The organism is Aggregatibacter aphrophilus ATCC 33389 (assembly GCF_900636915.1).
Classification (GTDB): Bacteria; Pseudomonadota; Gammaproteobacteria; order Enterobacterales; family Pasteurellaceae; genus Aggregatibacter; species Aggregatibacter aphrophilus.
The window spans coordinates 2,096,931-2,112,912 of the sequence record NZ_LR134327.1 but is presented as its reverse complement, the minus strand read 5'-3'; the positions used below and the strand labels follow the sequence as shown (position 1 = coordinate 2,112,912).

Annotated in this window: 18 protein-coding genes and 1 tRNA gene; 6 read left to right on the top strand and 13 right to left on the bottom strand. The window is 42.5% G+C overall.

Going from position 1 to position 15,982, the window contains the following annotated elements; all coding sequences use genetic code 11:
• Nucleotides 1–23: 23 nt before the first annotated feature.
• From fecE to EL144_RS10105, 5 genes are all read right to left on the bottom strand, one after another.
• Nucleotides 24–791 (bottom strand): Fe(3+) dicitrate ABC transporter ATP-binding protein FecE, encoded by a 768-nt coding sequence (gene fecE, locus EL144_RS10125; RefSeq protein ID WP_005703849.1) that lies wholly within the window; start codon nucleotides 789–791, stop codon nucleotides 24–26.
• Complete coding sequence (gene fecD, locus EL144_RS10120; protein ID WP_005703850.1) at nucleotides 791–1,774, bottom strand: Fe(3+) dicitrate ABC transporter permease subunit FecD; 984 nt, start codon at nucleotides 1,772–1,774, stop codon at nucleotides 791–793. Before fecD ends, fecE begins: the two co-directional genes overlap by 1 nt.
• Nucleotides 1,774–2,763, bottom strand: coding sequence for an iron-dicitrate ABC transporter permease FecC (fecC, locus tag EL144_RS10115; protein ID WP_005703851.1), 990 nt, complete (start codon nucleotides 2,761–2,763; stop codon nucleotides 1,774–1,776). Before fecC ends, fecD begins: the two co-directional genes overlap by 1 nt.
• A complete protein-coding gene (locus tag EL144_RS10110) occupies nucleotides 2,763–3,656 on the bottom strand; it encodes a Fe(3+) dicitrate ABC transporter substrate-binding protein FecB (RefSeq protein WP_032995167.1) in 894 nt (297 codons plus the stop codon). The genes fecC and EL144_RS10110 overlap by 1 nt, the downstream gene beginning before the upstream one ends.
• Before the next feature lie 83 nt (nucleotides 3,657–3,739).
• Entirely contained in the window at nucleotides 3,740–4,810 is a 1,071-nt protein-coding gene (locus EL144_RS10105) for a metallophosphoesterase (protein WP_005703853.1), read from the bottom strand.
• A 183-nt stretch (nucleotides 4,811–4,993) separates the two neighbouring features.
• On the opposite strand from EL144_RS10105, the gene EL144_RS10100 reads away from it, so the two are divergent.
• The 6 genes from EL144_RS10100 (at nucleotide 4,994) to EL144_RS11775 (ending at nucleotide 8,893) form a co-directional block, all read left to right on the top strand.
• Nucleotides 4,994–5,323, top strand: a complete 330-nt coding sequence (locus EL144_RS10100; protein WP_005701065.1) for a YbaB/EbfC family nucleoid-associated protein — start codon at nucleotides 4,994–4,996, stop codon at nucleotides 5,321–5,323.
• A gap of 86 nt (nucleotides 5,324–5,409) precedes the next feature.
• Nucleotides 5,410–6,012 carry a recombination mediator RecR gene (gene recR, locus EL144_RS10095; protein WP_005703854.1) on the top strand — a complete coding sequence of 201 codons (603 nt, stop codon included), beginning with the start codon at nucleotides 5,410–5,412 and terminating at the stop codon, nucleotides 6,010–6,012.
• Between the two features lie 15 nt (nucleotides 6,013–6,027).
• Nucleotides 6,028–7,956 (top strand): DNA topoisomerase III, encoded by a 1,929-nt coding sequence (locus EL144_RS10090; protein WP_065336518.1) that lies wholly within the window; start codon nucleotides 6,028–6,030, stop codon nucleotides 7,954–7,956.
• Between the two features lie 139 nt (nucleotides 7,957–8,095).
• Nucleotides 8,096–8,446: a preprotein translocase subunit SecG gene (gene secG, locus EL144_RS10085; RefSeq protein WP_005701057.1), complete on the top strand. Its 351-nt coding sequence runs from the start codon at nucleotides 8,096–8,098 to the stop codon at nucleotides 8,444–8,446.
• 15 nt (nucleotides 8,447–8,461) lie between these two features.
• Nucleotides 8,462–8,547, top strand: a tRNA-Leu gene (locus EL144_RS10080).
• Between the two features lie 169 nt (nucleotides 8,548–8,716).
• A complete protein-coding gene (locus EL144_RS11775; protein WP_275425265.1) occupies nucleotides 8,717–8,893 on the top strand; it encodes an excalibur calcium-binding domain-containing protein in 177 nt (58 codons plus the stop codon).
• A gap of 28 nt (nucleotides 8,894–8,921) precedes the next feature.
• Here the strand turns inward: EL144_RS11775 and nhaA are convergent, their stop codons facing one another.
• The 8 genes from nhaA to EL144_RS10035 form a co-directional block, all read right to left on the bottom strand.
• Nucleotides 8,922–10,082 (bottom strand): Na+/H+ antiporter NhaA, encoded by a 1,161-nt coding sequence (gene nhaA, locus EL144_RS10070; protein ID WP_005703858.1) that lies wholly within the window; start codon nucleotides 10,080–10,082, stop codon nucleotides 8,922–8,924.
• 168 nt (nucleotides 10,083–10,250) lie between these two features.
• Nucleotides 10,251–11,012 carry a monofunctional biosynthetic peptidoglycan transglycosylase gene (gene mtgA / locus EL144_RS10065; RefSeq protein WP_005703859.1) on the bottom strand — a complete coding sequence of 254 codons (762 nt, stop codon included), beginning with the start codon at nucleotides 11,010–11,012 and terminating at the stop codon, nucleotides 10,251–10,253.
• Nucleotides 11,002–11,298, bottom strand: a complete 297-nt coding sequence (gene trpR / locus EL144_RS10060) for a trp operon repressor (RefSeq protein WP_005701046.1) — start codon at nucleotides 11,296–11,298, stop codon at nucleotides 11,002–11,004. Before trpR ends, mtgA begins: the two co-directional genes overlap by 11 nt.
• Nucleotides 11,299–11,330: 32 nt before the next feature.
• Complete coding sequence (locus EL144_RS10055) at nucleotides 11,331–13,568, bottom strand: transglycosylase SLT domain-containing protein (RefSeq protein WP_050332789.1); 2,238 nt, start codon at nucleotides 13,566–13,568, stop codon at nucleotides 11,331–11,333.
• A gap of 95 nt (nucleotides 13,569–13,663) precedes the next feature.
• Nucleotides 13,664–13,960 carry a YciI family protein gene (locus EL144_RS10050; RefSeq protein ID WP_005703862.1) on the bottom strand — a complete coding sequence of 99 codons (297 nt, stop codon included), beginning with the start codon at nucleotides 13,958–13,960 and terminating at the stop codon, nucleotides 13,664–13,666.
• 19 nt (nucleotides 13,961–13,979) lie between these two features.
• Nucleotides 13,980–14,441 (bottom strand): acyl-CoA thioester hydrolase YciA, encoded by a 462-nt coding sequence (yciA, locus tag EL144_RS10045; protein WP_005701043.1) that lies wholly within the window; start codon nucleotides 14,439–14,441, stop codon nucleotides 13,980–13,982.
• A gap of 4 nt (nucleotides 14,442–14,445) precedes the next feature.
• The gene (locus EL144_RS10040) at nucleotides 14,446–14,997 is read right to left on the bottom strand and encodes a septation protein A (protein ID WP_050332791.1); all 552 of its coding nucleotides are present in this window, start codon (nucleotides 14,995–14,997) and stop codon (nucleotides 14,446–14,448) included.
• A 6-nt stretch (nucleotides 14,998–15,003) separates the two neighbouring features.
• Nucleotides 15,004–15,765, bottom strand: a complete 762-nt coding sequence (locus EL144_RS10035) for a hypothetical protein (protein WP_005703866.1) — start codon at nucleotides 15,763–15,765, stop codon at nucleotides 15,004–15,006.
• Nucleotides 15,766–15,982 lie beyond the last annotated feature (217 nt).

Sequence of the window (15,982 nt, the reverse complement as noted above, 5' to 3'; positions counted from 1 at the left end):
TTTTTTATGACCGCACTTTTTGTTTACTTCAAAATAAACATTGGTGTTTGGCTAATCGGATCGCGGTGAATCACCACCTCTAAATCAAACACCTCTTTTAACAGCCGCTCTGTCATCACTTCGTCAGGCGTCCCTTGGGCCATAAGGTTGCCGTCTTTGAGAACGATTAAATAATCACAATAACGACAAGCCTGATTTAAATCATGGAGTACCGTAATGACGGTTTTGCCGTTTTGTTGCATTTGACGCATCATGCCCATGAGTTCTGCTTGTCGGTTGAGATCCAAATAAGTGGTTGGTTCATCTAACAGAACAAGCTCTGCATCTTGCGCTAATGTCATGGCTAGGAAAACCCGTTGTTGTTGCCCGCCGGATAAATCCGATACCAAATGTTCCGCTAATTCTGCGGTGTGGGTTTGTTCCATAGCCCAAGCCACTAATTGCTCATCTTTATCACTCAATTTGCCCCACAAATTCAAATAAGGCGAACGGCCGTAAGCAATTAATTCACGTACTTTAATGCCTTCCGGCACCAAATGTTGTTGTGGCAAGAATGCTAATTGTTTGGCGTATTCTTTCGGCGTGCTTTGCCAAATATCTTTGCCTTTGTGAGTAATTGTACCTAGGCGAGGCTTGAGCAAACGGGCCACCGCTTTCAGTGTTGTGGATTTGCCACAACCGTTCGGGCCAATTAAAGCAATGATTTGGTTGCTCGGAAAGGTGAGAGATAAATCCCGTACGATAGTTTTATCTTGATAGCCTAATTGTAACTTATTGATCTCAATGCTCATTATTTCGTTCTCATCAATAAATAGAAGAAGTAAGGGGCGCCGATAATGGCGGTGAGAATACCGGCGGGCAGTTCTGTCGGCGGATCGATAACCCGCGCTAAAATATCGGAAATCTGTAACAACAACGTGCCGATTAGCATGGCCGCCGGCAATAATGTGCGGTGACGTCCACCGACCAATTTGCGTGCTAAGTGCGGTGCAACTAAGCCGAGAAATGCGATGGGGCCGCAAATGGCGACGGCTGTGGTGGAAAGCGCAACAGCCAGCACTAATACCAAGATTTGCGTTTTATTTACGCTTACTCCCAAGGTGGCCGCTTTGTTTTCACCTAAACCTAAGGTGTCCAAATCTCGACAGAAAATAAACGGTAACGGCAATAACACCAACAACCAAGGCAAAACGACATTGACATAAGCCCAACTTCTGCCCCACAAACTTCCGGTTAGCCAAAGCATAGCCGTGTTGATTTCTACCGGATTGGTTAGCATTAAATAATGGCTGATTGCCGCCCATAGGGCAGAAAGCGCTACGCCGATAATGGCCATTTTGATCGGACGGAAGTTAAAACCACATATCATCCATAACAAAATGAAAGACAGGACACCGCCGATAAAGGCGAAAATCGGTAGCCAGTAAAAGGCTAAATTCGGTAGGAAGATTAATACGGTGACGGCGATTAAACCGGCGGCATTATTGATTCCTAAAATATCAGGAGAGGCCAACGGATTACGCACGACACTTTGCACCAACACCCCGGAAATGGCCAATGCGCCGCCGATAATAATGGCGAGTAGCGCGCGTGGCAGACGGTATTCCATTAAAGTGAAATAGTTTTTATCGTCAGGGTGAAAGGCTAGGCTAATTTCATCAAAGGATAGCGTGTAAGTGCCGTAACGAATGCTTAATACAAATAATAGCGCGACCGTACAGAGTGCCGATAAGTAAAAGCCGATTGCACGGAATCCTGAATGAGAACGGCGCATTAGTGTTTTCCTCTGGCAAATAATACAAAGATTGGCGCACCGATTAAGGCCAAAATGGCGCCGGCAGGCACTTCACTTGGGAAATCAACAGCACGGGCAACGGTATCAGCCCCCAACATTAAAATGGCGCCTAATAACATGGACATGGGTAATGATTTTCGTAGATCATAGCCGATCCAATAACGTGCTAAGTGTGGAATTAACAAACCGATAAAGGCGACCGGGCCGGCTACGCTAACGGCTGAACCCACAATTAATAATGCCATGATATTGGCATACCAACGCAGACGGAACAGGTTAATTCCCAAGGATTGAGCGGATTCGTCGCTCAAATTGAGTAAATTTAAGCGGCTGGCAAAGAAGAGGCAAAAGAGAGCGCTCGATAGCAGAAACGGCCAAATAGCGTGCCATTCGTTCCAACGGGCATGAGAAATACCGCCGGCAAGCCAACTCATTACGCCAAAGGCATGATCTTCTGACATAATTAACACTAATTTGGTGAGGGCAGTACACAATAACGACACGGCAATCCCCGCCAAAATAACACGACTGCGATCGCCGCTACTGTCTTTCCACGCGTTGCTGATCAACATTACAACCAACCAGCTGATTCCACCGCCGATACTTGCCACCAAGGCAATGCTATAGCCTGATAATAAGGCCGGGCTAATGGCACTCGCCGTTACCATGGCCAAACTTGCGCCGGAATTGACGCTTAGTAGCGTTGGTGAGGCTAGTGGGTTGCGGGTGATGGTCTGTAATAATGCCCCGGCTACCGCCAAATTGGCGCCTAATGCGATCGCCACTAGCGCCCGCGGAAAGCGTAAATCGACCACGGTGATCTTGGCCAATTCATCGCCATTGGGAAAAAAGGCGTTTAGTGCATCTAATGGTGAAATTTCAATAGGGTAGTATAAAAACAGGCTTCCCCATAACAGGAAAGCCAGTCCTAGTAGGGGCAAGCCCCAACGAAAAGCTGTGCCAAACATTATTTTTGATTAACGAATTGTTCAACTTGTTTTGCCATGATCTCACTGGCCGTAATGCCGCGTCCGCGTGCCCACATATCGGCATTGACGCTAAATACACGTTTGGCTTTTACGGCAGGAATGGCTTGCCATAAAGGTTCAGTTTCCCATTTGCGGGCGATACTTTCTTGGCGATAGTGGGCGATAAACATATAGTCCGGTTTTTCCATCACTAATTGCTCAAGATTGATTTCAGCAAAGGCTTGAGTGGCGTTTGGTAATTTTGGCGAGTTAAAACCTAGAACACCAAGGAAGCTGGCGACATAACCACTGTCATTTTGTAAATTGAATTTGTCTTCGCGGGAGGTGCCGAAAATTGCTTTTTTGCCTTTCACATTGATATTTTGCGTAATGCTTTCGATAATTTTATTGTGTTTATCAATTTGCAATTTCATTTCACCCCCTTTACCGACAACATCGCCGATTTTTTGTGCCGTATCAAGATTCTCCTGATAGCTTTCATGGCGGGAATCAAACATCATGGTCGGGGCGATTTTTTTCAATTCTTCATACACAGCTGTGTGACGGGAAGGATCAGCGATAATTAAATCGGGTTTTAATGCGGCAATCGCTTCAAGACTTGGTTGCGAACGGGTACCGACAGATTGCCAAGGTTGAATCTTATCGCGCACTTCCTGCAAAATGCGGGTTTTGTCGTTGTCATCGGCAACGCCGACCGGGCTAACACCGACTTGAGCAAGGGCATCAACGAAAGAATATTCTAATGCGACAATGCGACTTGGGGTTTGATCAAGAGTGAATTCACCTTTAGCATCGGTGACGGTTACAGCACTTGCCGTCACAGAAGCCATAAGGAAAAGAGAAGTAAGGGTTGCTTTGACGAATTTTTTCATTTCCGAGTCCTCTGTCATCATAAAAATATCAGCGTAAGAGGTTGGATTATACACAGGACTTAATATTGAGAATAGTTCTTTTTTTAACCTCCGACCACGTCAATGATCATCACTTCTGATTCTGAACCCAAACGCATTGGCACGCCCCAAAATCCATAGCCGGAGGTGACGAAAAAGTGGCCTTGATTGATTTGTTCATAACCATAGCTTAAACGATAAATAAATTTCACAATGAGATTTGCCGGAAAAATCTGTCCGTTATGGGCATGACCGGAAAGTTGAATATCAATGGGCAAATTGGCGTGTTGTTCAATATCTGTCGGACGGTGATCCATTAAAATCACAGGCAGATCTGTATTCACATCCTTTAATAATTGCGCAGTGGTAGGTCGATCCGTTACTAAATCATCGTTACGCCCAATTAGCGTAAAGCGATCATCAATCACCAAACTTTCATCCATCACAGGAATAATGCCTGCTTTGCGAATTTCCTGTTCAATACGCGCTTGGTCACCAAAGAAATCATGATTGCCTAGTGTGGCATAAACCCCAAGGGGAGCTTGTAGTTTGGCTAAGTGCGGTTGCATTTTCTCCGCTAAATAGGCGTTGACGTTATCATCCATAATATCGCCCGGCAGGAGGATAATATCCACCTTTTCCTGTTGCATAATCGCAGCCAGTTTGTCCAATTGCTTAGCACCAAAGAATTTCCCTAAATGTGTGTCGCTAGCCATCCCGATACGTAACGGTTTCATCGGTTTGTTCAATCGTACTTGATAATGGTGTACCACAGGTGTGTAAGCGTTATACAAACCAAGCCCGATGAAACCAAGGAAGATAATCGGATAGAGCAGTTTTAACACCTTGTCCCATTTTTTAAAAAAGATATGCAATACGCCTACAGTAACACTACTAAAGCCCGAAAAAAGAAGCAAGGTGAGCGTAAAGGCACTCACGATAAACGTTTCGGCAAATAGGCGTAATGGTGCACTTAACACCACACAATTCAGCACGATAAAGACCCAAATGGTTAAACGACGACGGCTTTTCCCTTCTAAATTGAAAATCCAGCTTAATGTGCGGGCGAAAACCCAAAGCATAAGCTGTAATGCCACGAAGGCGATTTCAAAACTCAGGTAATGTCTGGCTTCCATAATCTTCCTACTTATGATCGATCAACATAAAGTGCGGTCATTTTCCAGCACGAATTGAAAAGCTTTAATGGTAATACGGATTAATATGCCGGAACAACCTATTAATGAATTTGAATATTTCCAAGGGCAAAAAATTCCGTTAAAATGCGTCCACTTTTTTACTCAAATAATGGAAGAAAATTTATGTTCGGAAAAGGTGGCTTGGGCGGCTTAATGAAACAAGCCCAACAAATGCAAGAAAAAATGCAGAAAATGCAGGAAGAAATTGCTCAATTGGAAGTGACCGGTGAATCCGGTGCCGGATTGGTGAAAATTACTGTAAACGGTGCGCACAATTGTCGTCGCGTAGAAATTGATCCTTCTTTAATGGAAGACGACAAAGAAATGTTGGAAGACTTAATTGCGGCGGCGTATAACGATGCCGTGCGTCGTGCTGAAGAATTACAAAAAGAAAAAATGGCTTCTGTCACTGCCGGTATGTCATTGCCGCCAGGCTTTAAAATGCCATTCTAAAAAAATATCGCCAAAATTGACCGCACTTTTCGTTAATCGATCCTTAAAGTGCGGTTTATTTTTTTATCAAATCTATCGAGAATGCTATGCAAACCAGTCCATTGTTAGAAAATTTAATCGAAAGCTTACGCGTGCTACCGGGGGTCGGGCCAAAATCCGCACAACGGATGGCATACCATTTATTGCAGCGTAATCGAGGCGGTGGAATGCGTTTGGCGCAAAGTTTGACGGAAGCCATGTCAAAAATCGGTCACTGCGAACATTGCCGAACTTTTACCGAGGAAGCGGTTTGCAGTATTTGTAACAATCCTCGTCGTCAAAATTCAGGTTTGCTGTGTGTGGTGGAAATGCCGGCAGACATTCTTGCTATTGAACAAACCGGTCAATTCTCAGGACGTTATTTCGTGCTTATGGGGCATTTGTCGCCGTTAGATGGCATCGGTCCGCGTGAAATTGGCTTGGATTTACTGCAAAAACGATTGCAAACGGAATCGTTTAATGAAGTGATTCTTGCCACCAACCCAACGGTGGAAGGCGATGCCACTGCAAACTACATCGCAGAACTTTGTTTGCAACAAAAAGTTAAAGTCAGCCGTATTGCCCACGGCATCCCGGTGGGCGGGGAGCTAGAAATGGTGGACGGCACCACCTTAACCCATTCTTTCTTGGGCCGTCGTGAAATCGGCTAAGCTTGATTCTCATCTATGCGACTGTTTATAGCTGAAAAACCGAGTCTTGGACGTGCCATTGCCGATGTTTTGCCCAAGCCGCACCAACGTGGTGATGGCTTCATTAAATGCGGCGATAACGATTATGTCACTTGGTGCGTAGGGCATTTGTTGGAACAGGCGGAACCTGACGCTTACGACGCACGCTTCAAACAATGGCGCTTAGAGGATTTGCCTATCGTGCCGCAAAAGTGGCTGCTCATTCCGAAAAAAGAAACCCATAAGCAACTGAAAACCGTTGAAAAACTGGTACATCAAGCCGATATATTGGTCAACGCAGGCGACCCGGATCGAGAGGGACAACTGTTGGTGGACGAGGTGTTCAGTTATCTCAATTTGCCTGCCGATAAGCGTAATGCCATTCAACGTTGTTTAATCAGCGATTTGAACCCAAGTGCGGTAGAAAAAGCCATCAAAAAATTACAACCTAACCGAGATTTCATCCCTCTTGCTACCTCCGCATTAGCCCGCGCCCGCGCCGATTGGCTTTATGGTATTAATATGACTCGCGCTTATACCATTCGAGGCAGACAGGCAGGCTATAACGGCGTGCTTTCTGTTGGGCGTGTACAAACACCGGTGCTGGGCTTGATCGTACGTCGTGATTTGGAAATTGAAAATTTCCAACCAAAAGATTTTTTTGAAGTGCTGGCTTGGGTGCGCGATCCGAAAGAGGAAACCGCACTTTTTTCCGCTTTATGGCAGCCGAGCAAAGCCTGCGAAGATTATCAGGACGACGACGGACGTGTACTTTCCCGCGCGCTTGCGGAAAATGTCGTCAAACGCATTACCGACCAACCGGCAAAAGTCACCGATTACACGGATAAGAGGGAAAAAGAAACGGCACCGTTGCCATATTCCCTTTCTGCATTGCAAATTGATGCCGCCAAGCGTTTCGGGATGTCGGCGCAGGAAGTGCTAGACACTTGCCAGCGTTTGTATGAAACACACAAACTCATTACTTATCCGCGCTCCGATTGTCGTTATTTGCCGAAAGAGCATTTTGCCGATCGTATGGCGGTGATGAATGCTATTTCTACTCATTTAACACCATTTCAACCCCTGCCCGAAATTATCAATCCTGAACAGAAAAATCGTTGTTGGAACGATAAAAAAGTGGAAGCGCACCATGCCATTATTCCTACAGCCAAAAATCGTGCCGTTAGCTTAACCCAAACGGAACAAAACATATATTTTCTTATTGCTCGCCAATATCTCATGCAGTTTTGCCCCGACGCGAAATACCGTAAATGCAAAATTACCTTGGATATCGCAGGCGGAACTTTCGTTGCCCAAGCGCGCAACTTACAAATTGCCGGTTGGAAACAACTTTGGGGAAAAGAAGATAACGATGATGAACAGCCTGATGCCTTGTTGCCGGTGGTGAAAAAAGGACAGATTTTGCATTGCGAGAAAGGCGACATTGTCAGTAAAAAAACACAACCGCCGAAACCCTTTACCGATGCAACGTTGCTTTCTGCTATGACGGGTATTGCCCGTTTCGTGCAAGACAAAGAGTTAAAAAAAATTCTGCGAGAAACCGATGGATTAGGCACCGAAGCCACTCGGGCGGGAATTATTGAATTATTGTTTAAGCGGGGCTTTCTATATAAAAAAGGGCGCAATATTCACAGCACCGAGGCAGGGCGTATTTTAATCAATGCTTTGCCGGATGTGGCTACCCAACCCGATATGACGGCACATTGGGAATCTCAACTAGACAGCATTAGTCGAAAACAGGCGAGTTATCAGCAATTTATGCAAAATCTTACCCAGCTTTTGCCTGAGTTATTGCACTATATTAATTTCTCCGCATTGCGCGAGCTAAGTCGTCATAATCAAAATGTGAAAACGAAAAAGCCAAAAACACCAAAGAAAAGTGAAGCAGACGAAAAAGTGCGGTGATTTTTAGAAATGTTTTTGACTGACCGAATTTGCACCAAATAGCCTAAAAATATACAAAACGACTTGCGAAAGGCAAAGATATCCGCTAATATCTGCGCCGTTATTTTTCATTAGAATTTGCTAAATCAGAGAAGATAAAATGTACTCAGCTTTATTAATCATTTACTTGGTCGTTTCCATTGCCCTCATTGCGTTTATCCTGTTACAACAGGGTAAAGGTGCTGATGCAGGCGCATCTTTCGGTGGTGGCGCATCCGGTACAGTTTTTGGCTCTGCCGGCGCAGGTAACTTCCTATCCCGCACGACTGCTGTGTTAGCAACAATCTTCTTTATTATCAGTATCGTTATTGGCAATCTAAATTCACATAAAAACAATGTAAAACAAGGTGCATTTGATGATTTATCCGGTACAGCGGAACAAATCCAACAGCAACAACAAAAAGCACCGGCTGTGTTAGATACAAAAAATAGCGATATTCCTCAACAATAAAATTTATCGAATTAAGCTCTGGTGGTGGAATTGGTAGACACGCTATCTTGAGGGGGTAGTGACCGTAGGTCGTGCGAGTTCAAGTCTCGCCCAGAGCACCAAAAACAAAACCTAGCATAATTGCTAGGTTTTTTCTTTTTATAGTTTTTTTAAATTATTTTTCCTTTATTGATTTACTTATAATTATGGTAATTTTTATAGGGCTTAGTATATATCCTATAGAAAGAGGTCATTATGTGAAAAACACTTTTAATTTTGACCGCACTTTGACTGGTACAATATGCTGCTGTCAAGTCAAATAATAATCATGAGGAATTTACTTGCAACGAGCAGAAGGATTGTAAGGAAATGAGTTCTTGCACCGAAGCAAAATACCATCGTAATATTTGTGGTGAAGGACGGCTGGATCGTGATAAAGACGGTATTCCTTGTAAAAAACCTTGCTAATTTGCAAGGCTTTCTTTTTTTAACGATATTAATTCGATGTTGTTTTTCGCAACAAGCTATATCCGAGGATCGCTGATACGCCCGAACCTGATAAAATACCTAAGCGGGAGAGTGTGTCGAAACTGTTATGTGGCGTTTCTCCAAAAGCGAGACCTGCAAGGAACATGGACATCGTGAAACCTATGCCACACAGCACGGCAATAGCGAAAATTTGTTGGAAATTAATGCCTTGTGGTAGTTTGGCAAGATTGCATTTGACCGAGAGATAGCTAAATAAGAAGACACCGAGCGGTTTTCCGATGATTAAACCGAGCATAATGCCGAGGGTGAGCGGTGAACTTAAACTGGAGAATCCCACGTTTTCCAAGGATACGCCGGCGTTGGAGAAGGCAAATAGCGGCAGAATTAAATAGCTGCACCACGGTGTCAAAATATGTTCGAATTGATGTAATGGTTTTTCACCCTTGCGGCCTCGCATTGGGATGCAGAAACCGATGATTACGCCCGCAAGGGTAGCATGTACGCCGGATTTTAATACGGATGCCCATAAAATCAAACTAACCACCATGTAAGCGCATAATGCGCCTATTTTCATGCGATTCATGAGTACAAGAATAGTAATTGTGATAGCGGCCAAAATTAGGGCTTGGGTACTGAGTTCGTGGGAATAAAAAATGGCGATAACGATAATGGCGCCAAGGTCATCAATGATGGCAAGCGCCAATAAAAACACTTTTAACGGTAATGGCACGCGCTTACCTAATAACGCCACAATGCCTAAAGCAAAGGCGATGTCAGTTGCCATGGGAATTGCCCAACCGGATTGAATTTCCGGGGAATGTTGTGCAATCAAGAAATAGATTAAAGCAGGTACGATCATGCCTCCTAGTGCAGCGATCGCGGGGAAGATTGCCTGTTGATAGCTAGAAAGGGCTCCTTCTAACATTTCACGTTTGACTTCCATGCCTACCAAAACGAAGAAAACCGCCATAAACCCATCGTTTACCCACATTAATAACGGTTTGGCAATGCTGAATGCGCCGAATTGTACACTGACTGGGGTGTCCAAAAAATTAAAATAGCTTTCACTAAGAGCTGTGTTGGCGAGAATGATGGCCATCAAAGCAAAGATGAAAAGCAATATGCCACCAGCAGCTTCGGACTGGAAAATTTTTTGAAAACGTTGCATAAACAATAGTGCTCCCTTAGATAGCGCCTTAAAAGCAAGGCATAAATACGAAAGCCAAGGAACTTACAGGAAATTGATGATATTTTCAAGAAAAGTAAGATTTTATTAATGTAATAATCTGTATTTTTTTGGTGATTTGTTTATTTTGAAAAGTGAAATAAATCACTGTTAATCTAATTTTTTTAAATAGGATTTTCCCAGTTGATTCATTTGATGCTGAATCCAAAATTGTCTGCGTTTGGTATAAGCGCCCGGCGCATTGACTTTATAAATAATGGGGTTAGGCAACACTGCTGCCAAAAGTGCGGCTTCATTTTGCGATAAATTTTTAGCAGGCTTTTTGAAATAAAATTGGCTGGCTGCTTCCACGCCATAAATCCCTTCACCGAATTCCGCAAGGTTTAAATACACTTCTAAAATGCGTTTTTTTGACCATAAGGTTTCCAACAACAGAGTTGCAGGCACTTCAATTCCCTTACGTAGCCAGCTTTGCCCATGCCACAAATAGAGATTTTTTGCCGTTTGTTGGGAGATAGTGGAGGCTCCACGCGTGCGTTTACTTTTTTGATTATGTTTGAATGCTTTTTCAATGGCGCTAAAATCAAAACCGTAATGTTCGGGAAATTGCTGATCTTCGGCGGCAATTACCGCTAGTTGCATTGGCCAAGCAATATCGTCAATGCTTACCCATTGGTGGCGGGTGGTGTACTCAAAATCACCGTCTAACAAGTGGGCGATTTTTTGTTGCAACATATAAGCAGAGCAGGGGATTGGAACAAAGCGAAAAATGAAAGTAATAGCTACCGTGGCCAGAAAAAAACGGATTAAAAAACGCACCGCACTTTTGTAGGAAAAATGAAATCTGCGTAATTTGAATTTACGCAGATTTAATCGATTCAAAATGATGTTAGTCAGCTTTTTATTGCGCATTAAGTTGATTTTTTATCCAGTCGATAAATTCGGGATCCATCGTTTTTAACATATTGGAACCTCGAGTAATGGTTGCCGCACTGGTATTTAGGTTTTGTTGAATTTCCCGCTGTGGTAGGTTTTTATCCAATAATTGCGCGATAATTTGTAAGCGTAACCCCACGGCATCCCGTTCATCGGCAGTCAGTAATAAGGTTAATACATCTTGTTCTTTGCCTTGTTCAAATGCGGTTTTTAGCATATTGAGAAAGGCGTTCCATTGTTCTAAATTGCGACTAATATACATATCAACAATCCTATACTATTAAACTAGTGCGGCTAGTATAGCCGATCATATTCCTCATTGCTAAAGGTTTGTGGATCTTCTTTTTCTTGCAATATTTGATAGTAAAAATCGTAAGTCAGCACATTTTGAACATAACCACGGGTTTCATAGAACGGAATGGAGGCCACAAATTCATCCATTTCCAACTTACCATTGGCACGCGCCAACCATTTTTCCACGCGATGAGCACCCGCATTATAAGCTGAGGCGATCAGAATGCGGTTATTCGGATATTTGGCGTTTAGCTCCGCTAAATGTGCCGTGCCTAACAAAATATTATTGAGCGGCTTAAATAAATCCGCCTCGCCTGCATAAGGCAATTTGGCATTGTCTGCTGTCACTTTGGCGGTGCTTGGTAGCAATTGCATTAATCCGCGTGCATTGGCGGAAGATTGCGCTTGCGGATTCCAGGCGCTTTCCTGACGAGAAATCGCCATGGCAAAGCTTTTACTGACATTGGTATTTAGCACGGCTTGCGGTTTGGTTTTGCTTAATGCCGGGCGGCTTTTAAGTGCAATATCATAATAATGGCTATAAGCAATTGGTAAGCGCAACTGAATGTAATCAAACGCTTTAGCAATGATGGAACCATCCACACCTAAATCAAACCAGTTTTGTTGGTTGGCATATTGACTAAGCGCCATTTGTTTCTCTTTTTTGTCATTACCGGACAGATTTTCCAACAGGAAACGCCAACGCTGTTTAGCCGGGCCAAATCTTTCGAGTTGACGTAGTTCGGCAATTTCTTCCAATGCCGGTTTTACTTTTTTAAATTCATCAGCCCAATAAGGATCGGAGATACTCGGGGCAATAAGTAATTCCGGTTGGCCGAAATCGTAACCGTTGCCACGGGTTTTCGGATCTAATTTGGCAGCTGCCAACATTGGATAAAAACCCCGTTCATCAGAAAGTGCGGTCAATATTTCTTTTGTTTTTTTGCTATCGTGTTTCGCTATCGTTTTGGCCTGCCAATAACGCCATTCTTGTTTTTGCTGACCTTCTGCTGAAAGTGCGTTGAGCCATGGGGTTAAATCGGTCTTTTGCCAAATGGCCATACGCAAACGGCGTTCGGTAAGGTTATCTGCTTTTAATTTGAGAATTTCCGCATCCCGCCATTGTTGGAAATTCGGGCTTTCATTGTCAAAAAAACGACCAAGAAAAGCAATTTCCCACTCACGAATTTGCGCATCTGTTAATTGCCAATTTTTTGCCCATTGTTGATAGGGGGCAAAGTTAGGCTCTTTCATTGTTTCCGATAGAGTGCGTAAATAACGCGGAAAGGTTTGCACCACTGCAAATTTTGTGACGATTTTATTATTTTCTTCAATGAGTGGTAGTCTATCGGCCAATTCAGGCAGGGTTGCCGGATTTTTTAATAGGGACTCAAAGCGTTTTAAATTCGCCAAAACCATTTCGTCTTCTTTCGCACTATCAATTTTATTTAATTCCGATGATAGCAACGCCATACCGTTCGCATCATTTTGGGCAAAGAGTTTCTCGGCTTTTTGGTAGATTTTATCTTGTGTCCGTTTGCCATCGGAATACCATTTTGCCCAAAGTTGCGCGTCATTAGGGAGTTTGCTGTTGGTTAACCAAAGTTGTTCATAGCGGGAAATAATGTTTGAGTCGCTGTTGGAATTTTGTTTTTTATTTGTTTCGTTTTTTGTGCGTTCAAGCTGAAGTTCGGCATTTAATACGGCTATTTGCATCTCCAAGGAGCTTGGCTTAATGCGTTGTGCATAATGGACTAATCCTTCCGTATAATCAGCATTCATTAAGAGTGTGAAAATGCCTTGTTCCCATCGATTGCGTAAAAAATGTGTAGGGTTTTGCGCGATAACTTGTTCAATTTCATGTTTTAATGCTTTTACTTCTTCAGGTAGCGTGTCTTTACTAACGCTTTTAATACGGGTGTCAAGGTAGGTGGTCATCGCATCCATTTTCAATGGATAGTCTTTTAAAGATTCAATGAGCTTAAGATATAACTCGATGTTATCAGAAACATTGTTATTTTTTACCGCACTTTTTAACAGATTTTCTAGTTGTAAAAATGTTGCCCGTTGAGCCATCCGTTTGAGTTCATCTGCATTTCGGGCTTTCGTCCATTTGGCCTGCTCATGTGCTAAATTCAGTTTATGCTCTGTTTTATGCGTATGTTGATTGCCCGATGCTGAAAACGAAAGTGCGGTCAAAATTAGCAGAGAAATTGAGGTTTGTTTCAAATATCGCATAGTCATTTCCCATTGTGTATCAGTTGAAAACGGCAGTGTTTTATTTTATTGATGACACTCGCTTGAGACGTGTGTCATCAAATTTCATCACAGCGTTAAAACACTTTTTTAAATGGTTTAATCGTTACATCATCATACACGCCGGCCTCGACATAAGGATCTTGCGCAGCCCAATCTTTAGCGGCTTGCAGACTGTCGAATTTAGCAATAACAGTGGAACCGGTAAAACCGGCTTCGCCTGGATTTTCATCATCAACTGCGGGATTTGGGCCTGCAGTGAGCAAACGATCTTCGGCTTGTAGTTGTTTCAAGCGTGCGAGATGCTGTTCGCGTACGGCTAAACGTTGAGCCAAAGTATTCGGTTTGTCTTGTGCAAAAATGACGTAGTACATTTTGAGTCCTCTTGTAAGTTTATGGCGTATTGATGTGCGCTAAGGCAGCTTCTAATTCATGGTTATTTTCGCGTGGGATAGTACGAGATTTGCCTTTTGGATCGACGGCGACAAAAGTAAATTGTGCTTCCGTCACGCAATAGCGTTCACCGATGGGTTCGCTTGCGACTTTTTTCACCCAAACTTCCACTTTAACTTTAATTGAGCTACGTCCAACGTGTAAACATTTCCCATAGCAACATACCACATCGCCTACGGTCACCGGACGAATAAAATTCATACTTTCTACCGCTACGGTCACAACACGACCATGGGCGATTTCTTTTGCTAAAATGGCGCCACCCATGTCCATTTGTGACATAATCCAACCACCGAAAATATCACCGTTGGCGTTGGTGTCTGACGGCATGGCTAAGGTCCTTAGCAAGAGTGTGCCCTGAGGTTGCTGTCTAGTTTGAGTGCCAACTAATTGATTTGACATAAGATTATTCCTTTTTTTGTTCTTGTTCGCTTTTCGGTAAATAGCGATAAATATAAAGACCGGTGATGATGGTGGCGACAAATGTCATGCTGATAATACCGAAGGACTTAAAATCTACCCAAATATCATCCGATAAATACTGGCTGATATAAATGTTGATCAACATACATAAAATAAAAAAGCCGCTCCAACCAAGGTTTAGATTCTTCCAAACTTGTTCAGGTAATGCAATTTCTTTGCCAAGTAATTGTTGAATCAGTAATTTTTTGAAACCGAACTGTGCGATCAATAAAACTAACGCAAATAGGGCGTAAATAATGGTAACTTTCCATTTTAAGAATTCAAGATCGTTGAAATAGGCAGTGAGTGTACCGAAAAAGACAACCGCACCTGCCACGAACTTTTGTTGAGTTTCAATTTTGCCGTATTTCAGTTTTAAAATAATGAATTGCACTATAGTCGCGAGCACTAATGTGATTGCGGCTTCACGAATACCAACCAATTTGTAAACCACAAAAAAGAGGATTAGGGGAATAAATTCAAGTAATTGTTTCATAAAGGATTAAGCCTTGCTAACGAATAAAGTATAAAAACGATAACTGATGATTAAGCTAAATACATTAACAAATGCGATCAAAACCATCATGATTATTTCTACAAATATATTAATTGATAAACTCACTAAGATATTTTCTATCATTGGCATTACAACATAAATAAGCAGACAAAAAATAAATAGAATGGAAAGACGCCCTTTACCTGCATACCAAATAGTTTTCCAACTTTCAGACAGAGAACTTTCGGTTAGTAAATAATGTATCGGGGCTAGGCATAAACGAACGTACAATGCAACACCGATAATCATGGCAAACATGGTGAGAGTGGAGGGGGATATATTTTGTTGATTGGCGAGAAAAACTCCTGTTAAGCCAATCATTAAAGGAATAAAAATAAGCAAACTAAGTAGAATCATTCCCCAAATCCGTTTTAAGCTGGCGAAAAAACTGCTTGTTAAAGACATGAACGCTCGCCGACTCACTTGGTTTATTGTCACTAAACACCATGCGCCAATGAACAGATTCATAAATTGTTTACTTAGTAAAAATGCGATGATGTTGCTAATTAGCTCATCAGGAATATTTTTTGGCAGGCCATCTTGATTGAGCACAATTGCGGCGATTTGTTCCGGCAGGAGGGCGGATTGTAAAAGTACAATTAAAAAAGAGGCAACAACATAAAGCCCAATCAATTTTACAAGGGTGAGCTTTTCATTTTGAATAAAATTCCAGCTGTCTTTAATAATTTGGGTAAAGTTTATTGGCATTTCATTTACTCAACTTAAGATAAAACAAGTGCCCAATTATACTGTCTTTAGGACTAAAAGCATAAAAAATCTGCATATTGACCCATCACAAGAAAAAATACCTCAAATTTTTAGTCACAAATTTACCCGTAACTTAGTGTTTTTTCATAGCGCTACCGGCATAAGTAATGTTCAAAATCTATTGCTTTATTTCACCGCACTTTTCTCTGTCTTTATT

Coding starts and splice junctions, on each gene's coding strand:
- fecE (WP_005703849.1), bottom strand. CDS start 791: ATGAGCATTGAGATCAATAAGTTACAATTAGGCTATCAAGATAAAACT.
- fecD (WP_005703850.1), bottom strand. CDS start 1,774: ATGCGCCGTTCTCATTCAGGATTCCGTGCAATCGGCTTTTACTTATCG.
- fecC (WP_005703851.1), bottom strand. CDS start 2,763: ATGTTTGGCACAGCTTTTCGTTGGGGCTTGCCCCTACTAGGACTGGCT.
- EL144_RS10110 (WP_032995167.1), bottom strand. CDS start 3,656: ATGAAAAAATTCGTCAAAGCAACCCTTACTTCTCTTTTCCTTATGGCT.
- EL144_RS10105 (WP_005703853.1), bottom strand. CDS start 4,810: ATGGAAGCCAGACATTACCTGAGTTTTGAAATCGCCTTCGTGGCATTA.
- EL144_RS10100 (WP_005701065.1), top strand. CDS start 4,994: ATGTTCGGAAAAGGTGGCTTGGGCGGCTTAATGAAACAAGCCCAACAA.
- recR (WP_005703854.1), top strand. CDS start 5,410: ATGCAAACCAGTCCATTGTTAGAAAATTTAATCGAAAGCTTACGCGTG.
- EL144_RS10090 (WP_065336518.1), top strand. CDS start 6,028: ATGCGACTGTTTATAGCTGAAAAACCGAGTCTTGGACGTGCCATTGCC.
- secG (WP_005701057.1), top strand. CDS start 8,096: ATGTACTCAGCTTTATTAATCATTTACTTGGTCGTTTCCATTGCCCTC.
- nhaA (WP_005703858.1), bottom strand. CDS start 10,082: ATGCAACGTTTTCAAAAAATTTTCCAGTCCGAAGCTGCTGGTGGCATA.
- mtgA (WP_005703859.1), bottom strand. CDS start 11,012: ATGCGCAATAAAAAGCTGACTAACATCATTTTGAATCGATTAAATCTG.
- trpR (WP_005701046.1), bottom strand. CDS start 11,298: ATGTATATTAGTCGCAATTTAGAACAATGGAACGCCTTTCTCAATATG.
- EL144_RS10055 (WP_050332789.1), bottom strand. CDS start 13,568: ATGCGATATTTGAAACAAACCTCAATTTCTCTGCTAATTTTGACCGCA.
- EL144_RS10050 (WP_005703862.1), bottom strand. CDS start 13,960: ATGTACTACGTCATTTTTGCACAAGACAAACCGAATACTTTGGCTCAA.
- yciA (WP_005701043.1), bottom strand. CDS start 14,441: ATGTCAAATCAATTAGTTGGCACTCAAACTAGACAGCAACCTCAGGGC.
- EL144_RS10040 (WP_050332791.1), bottom strand. CDS start 14,997: ATGAAACAATTACTTGAATTTATTCCCCTAATCCTCTTTTTTGTGGTT.
- EL144_RS10035 (WP_005703866.1), bottom strand. CDS start 15,765: ATGCCAATAAACTTTACCCAAATTATTAAAGACAGCTGGAATTTTATT.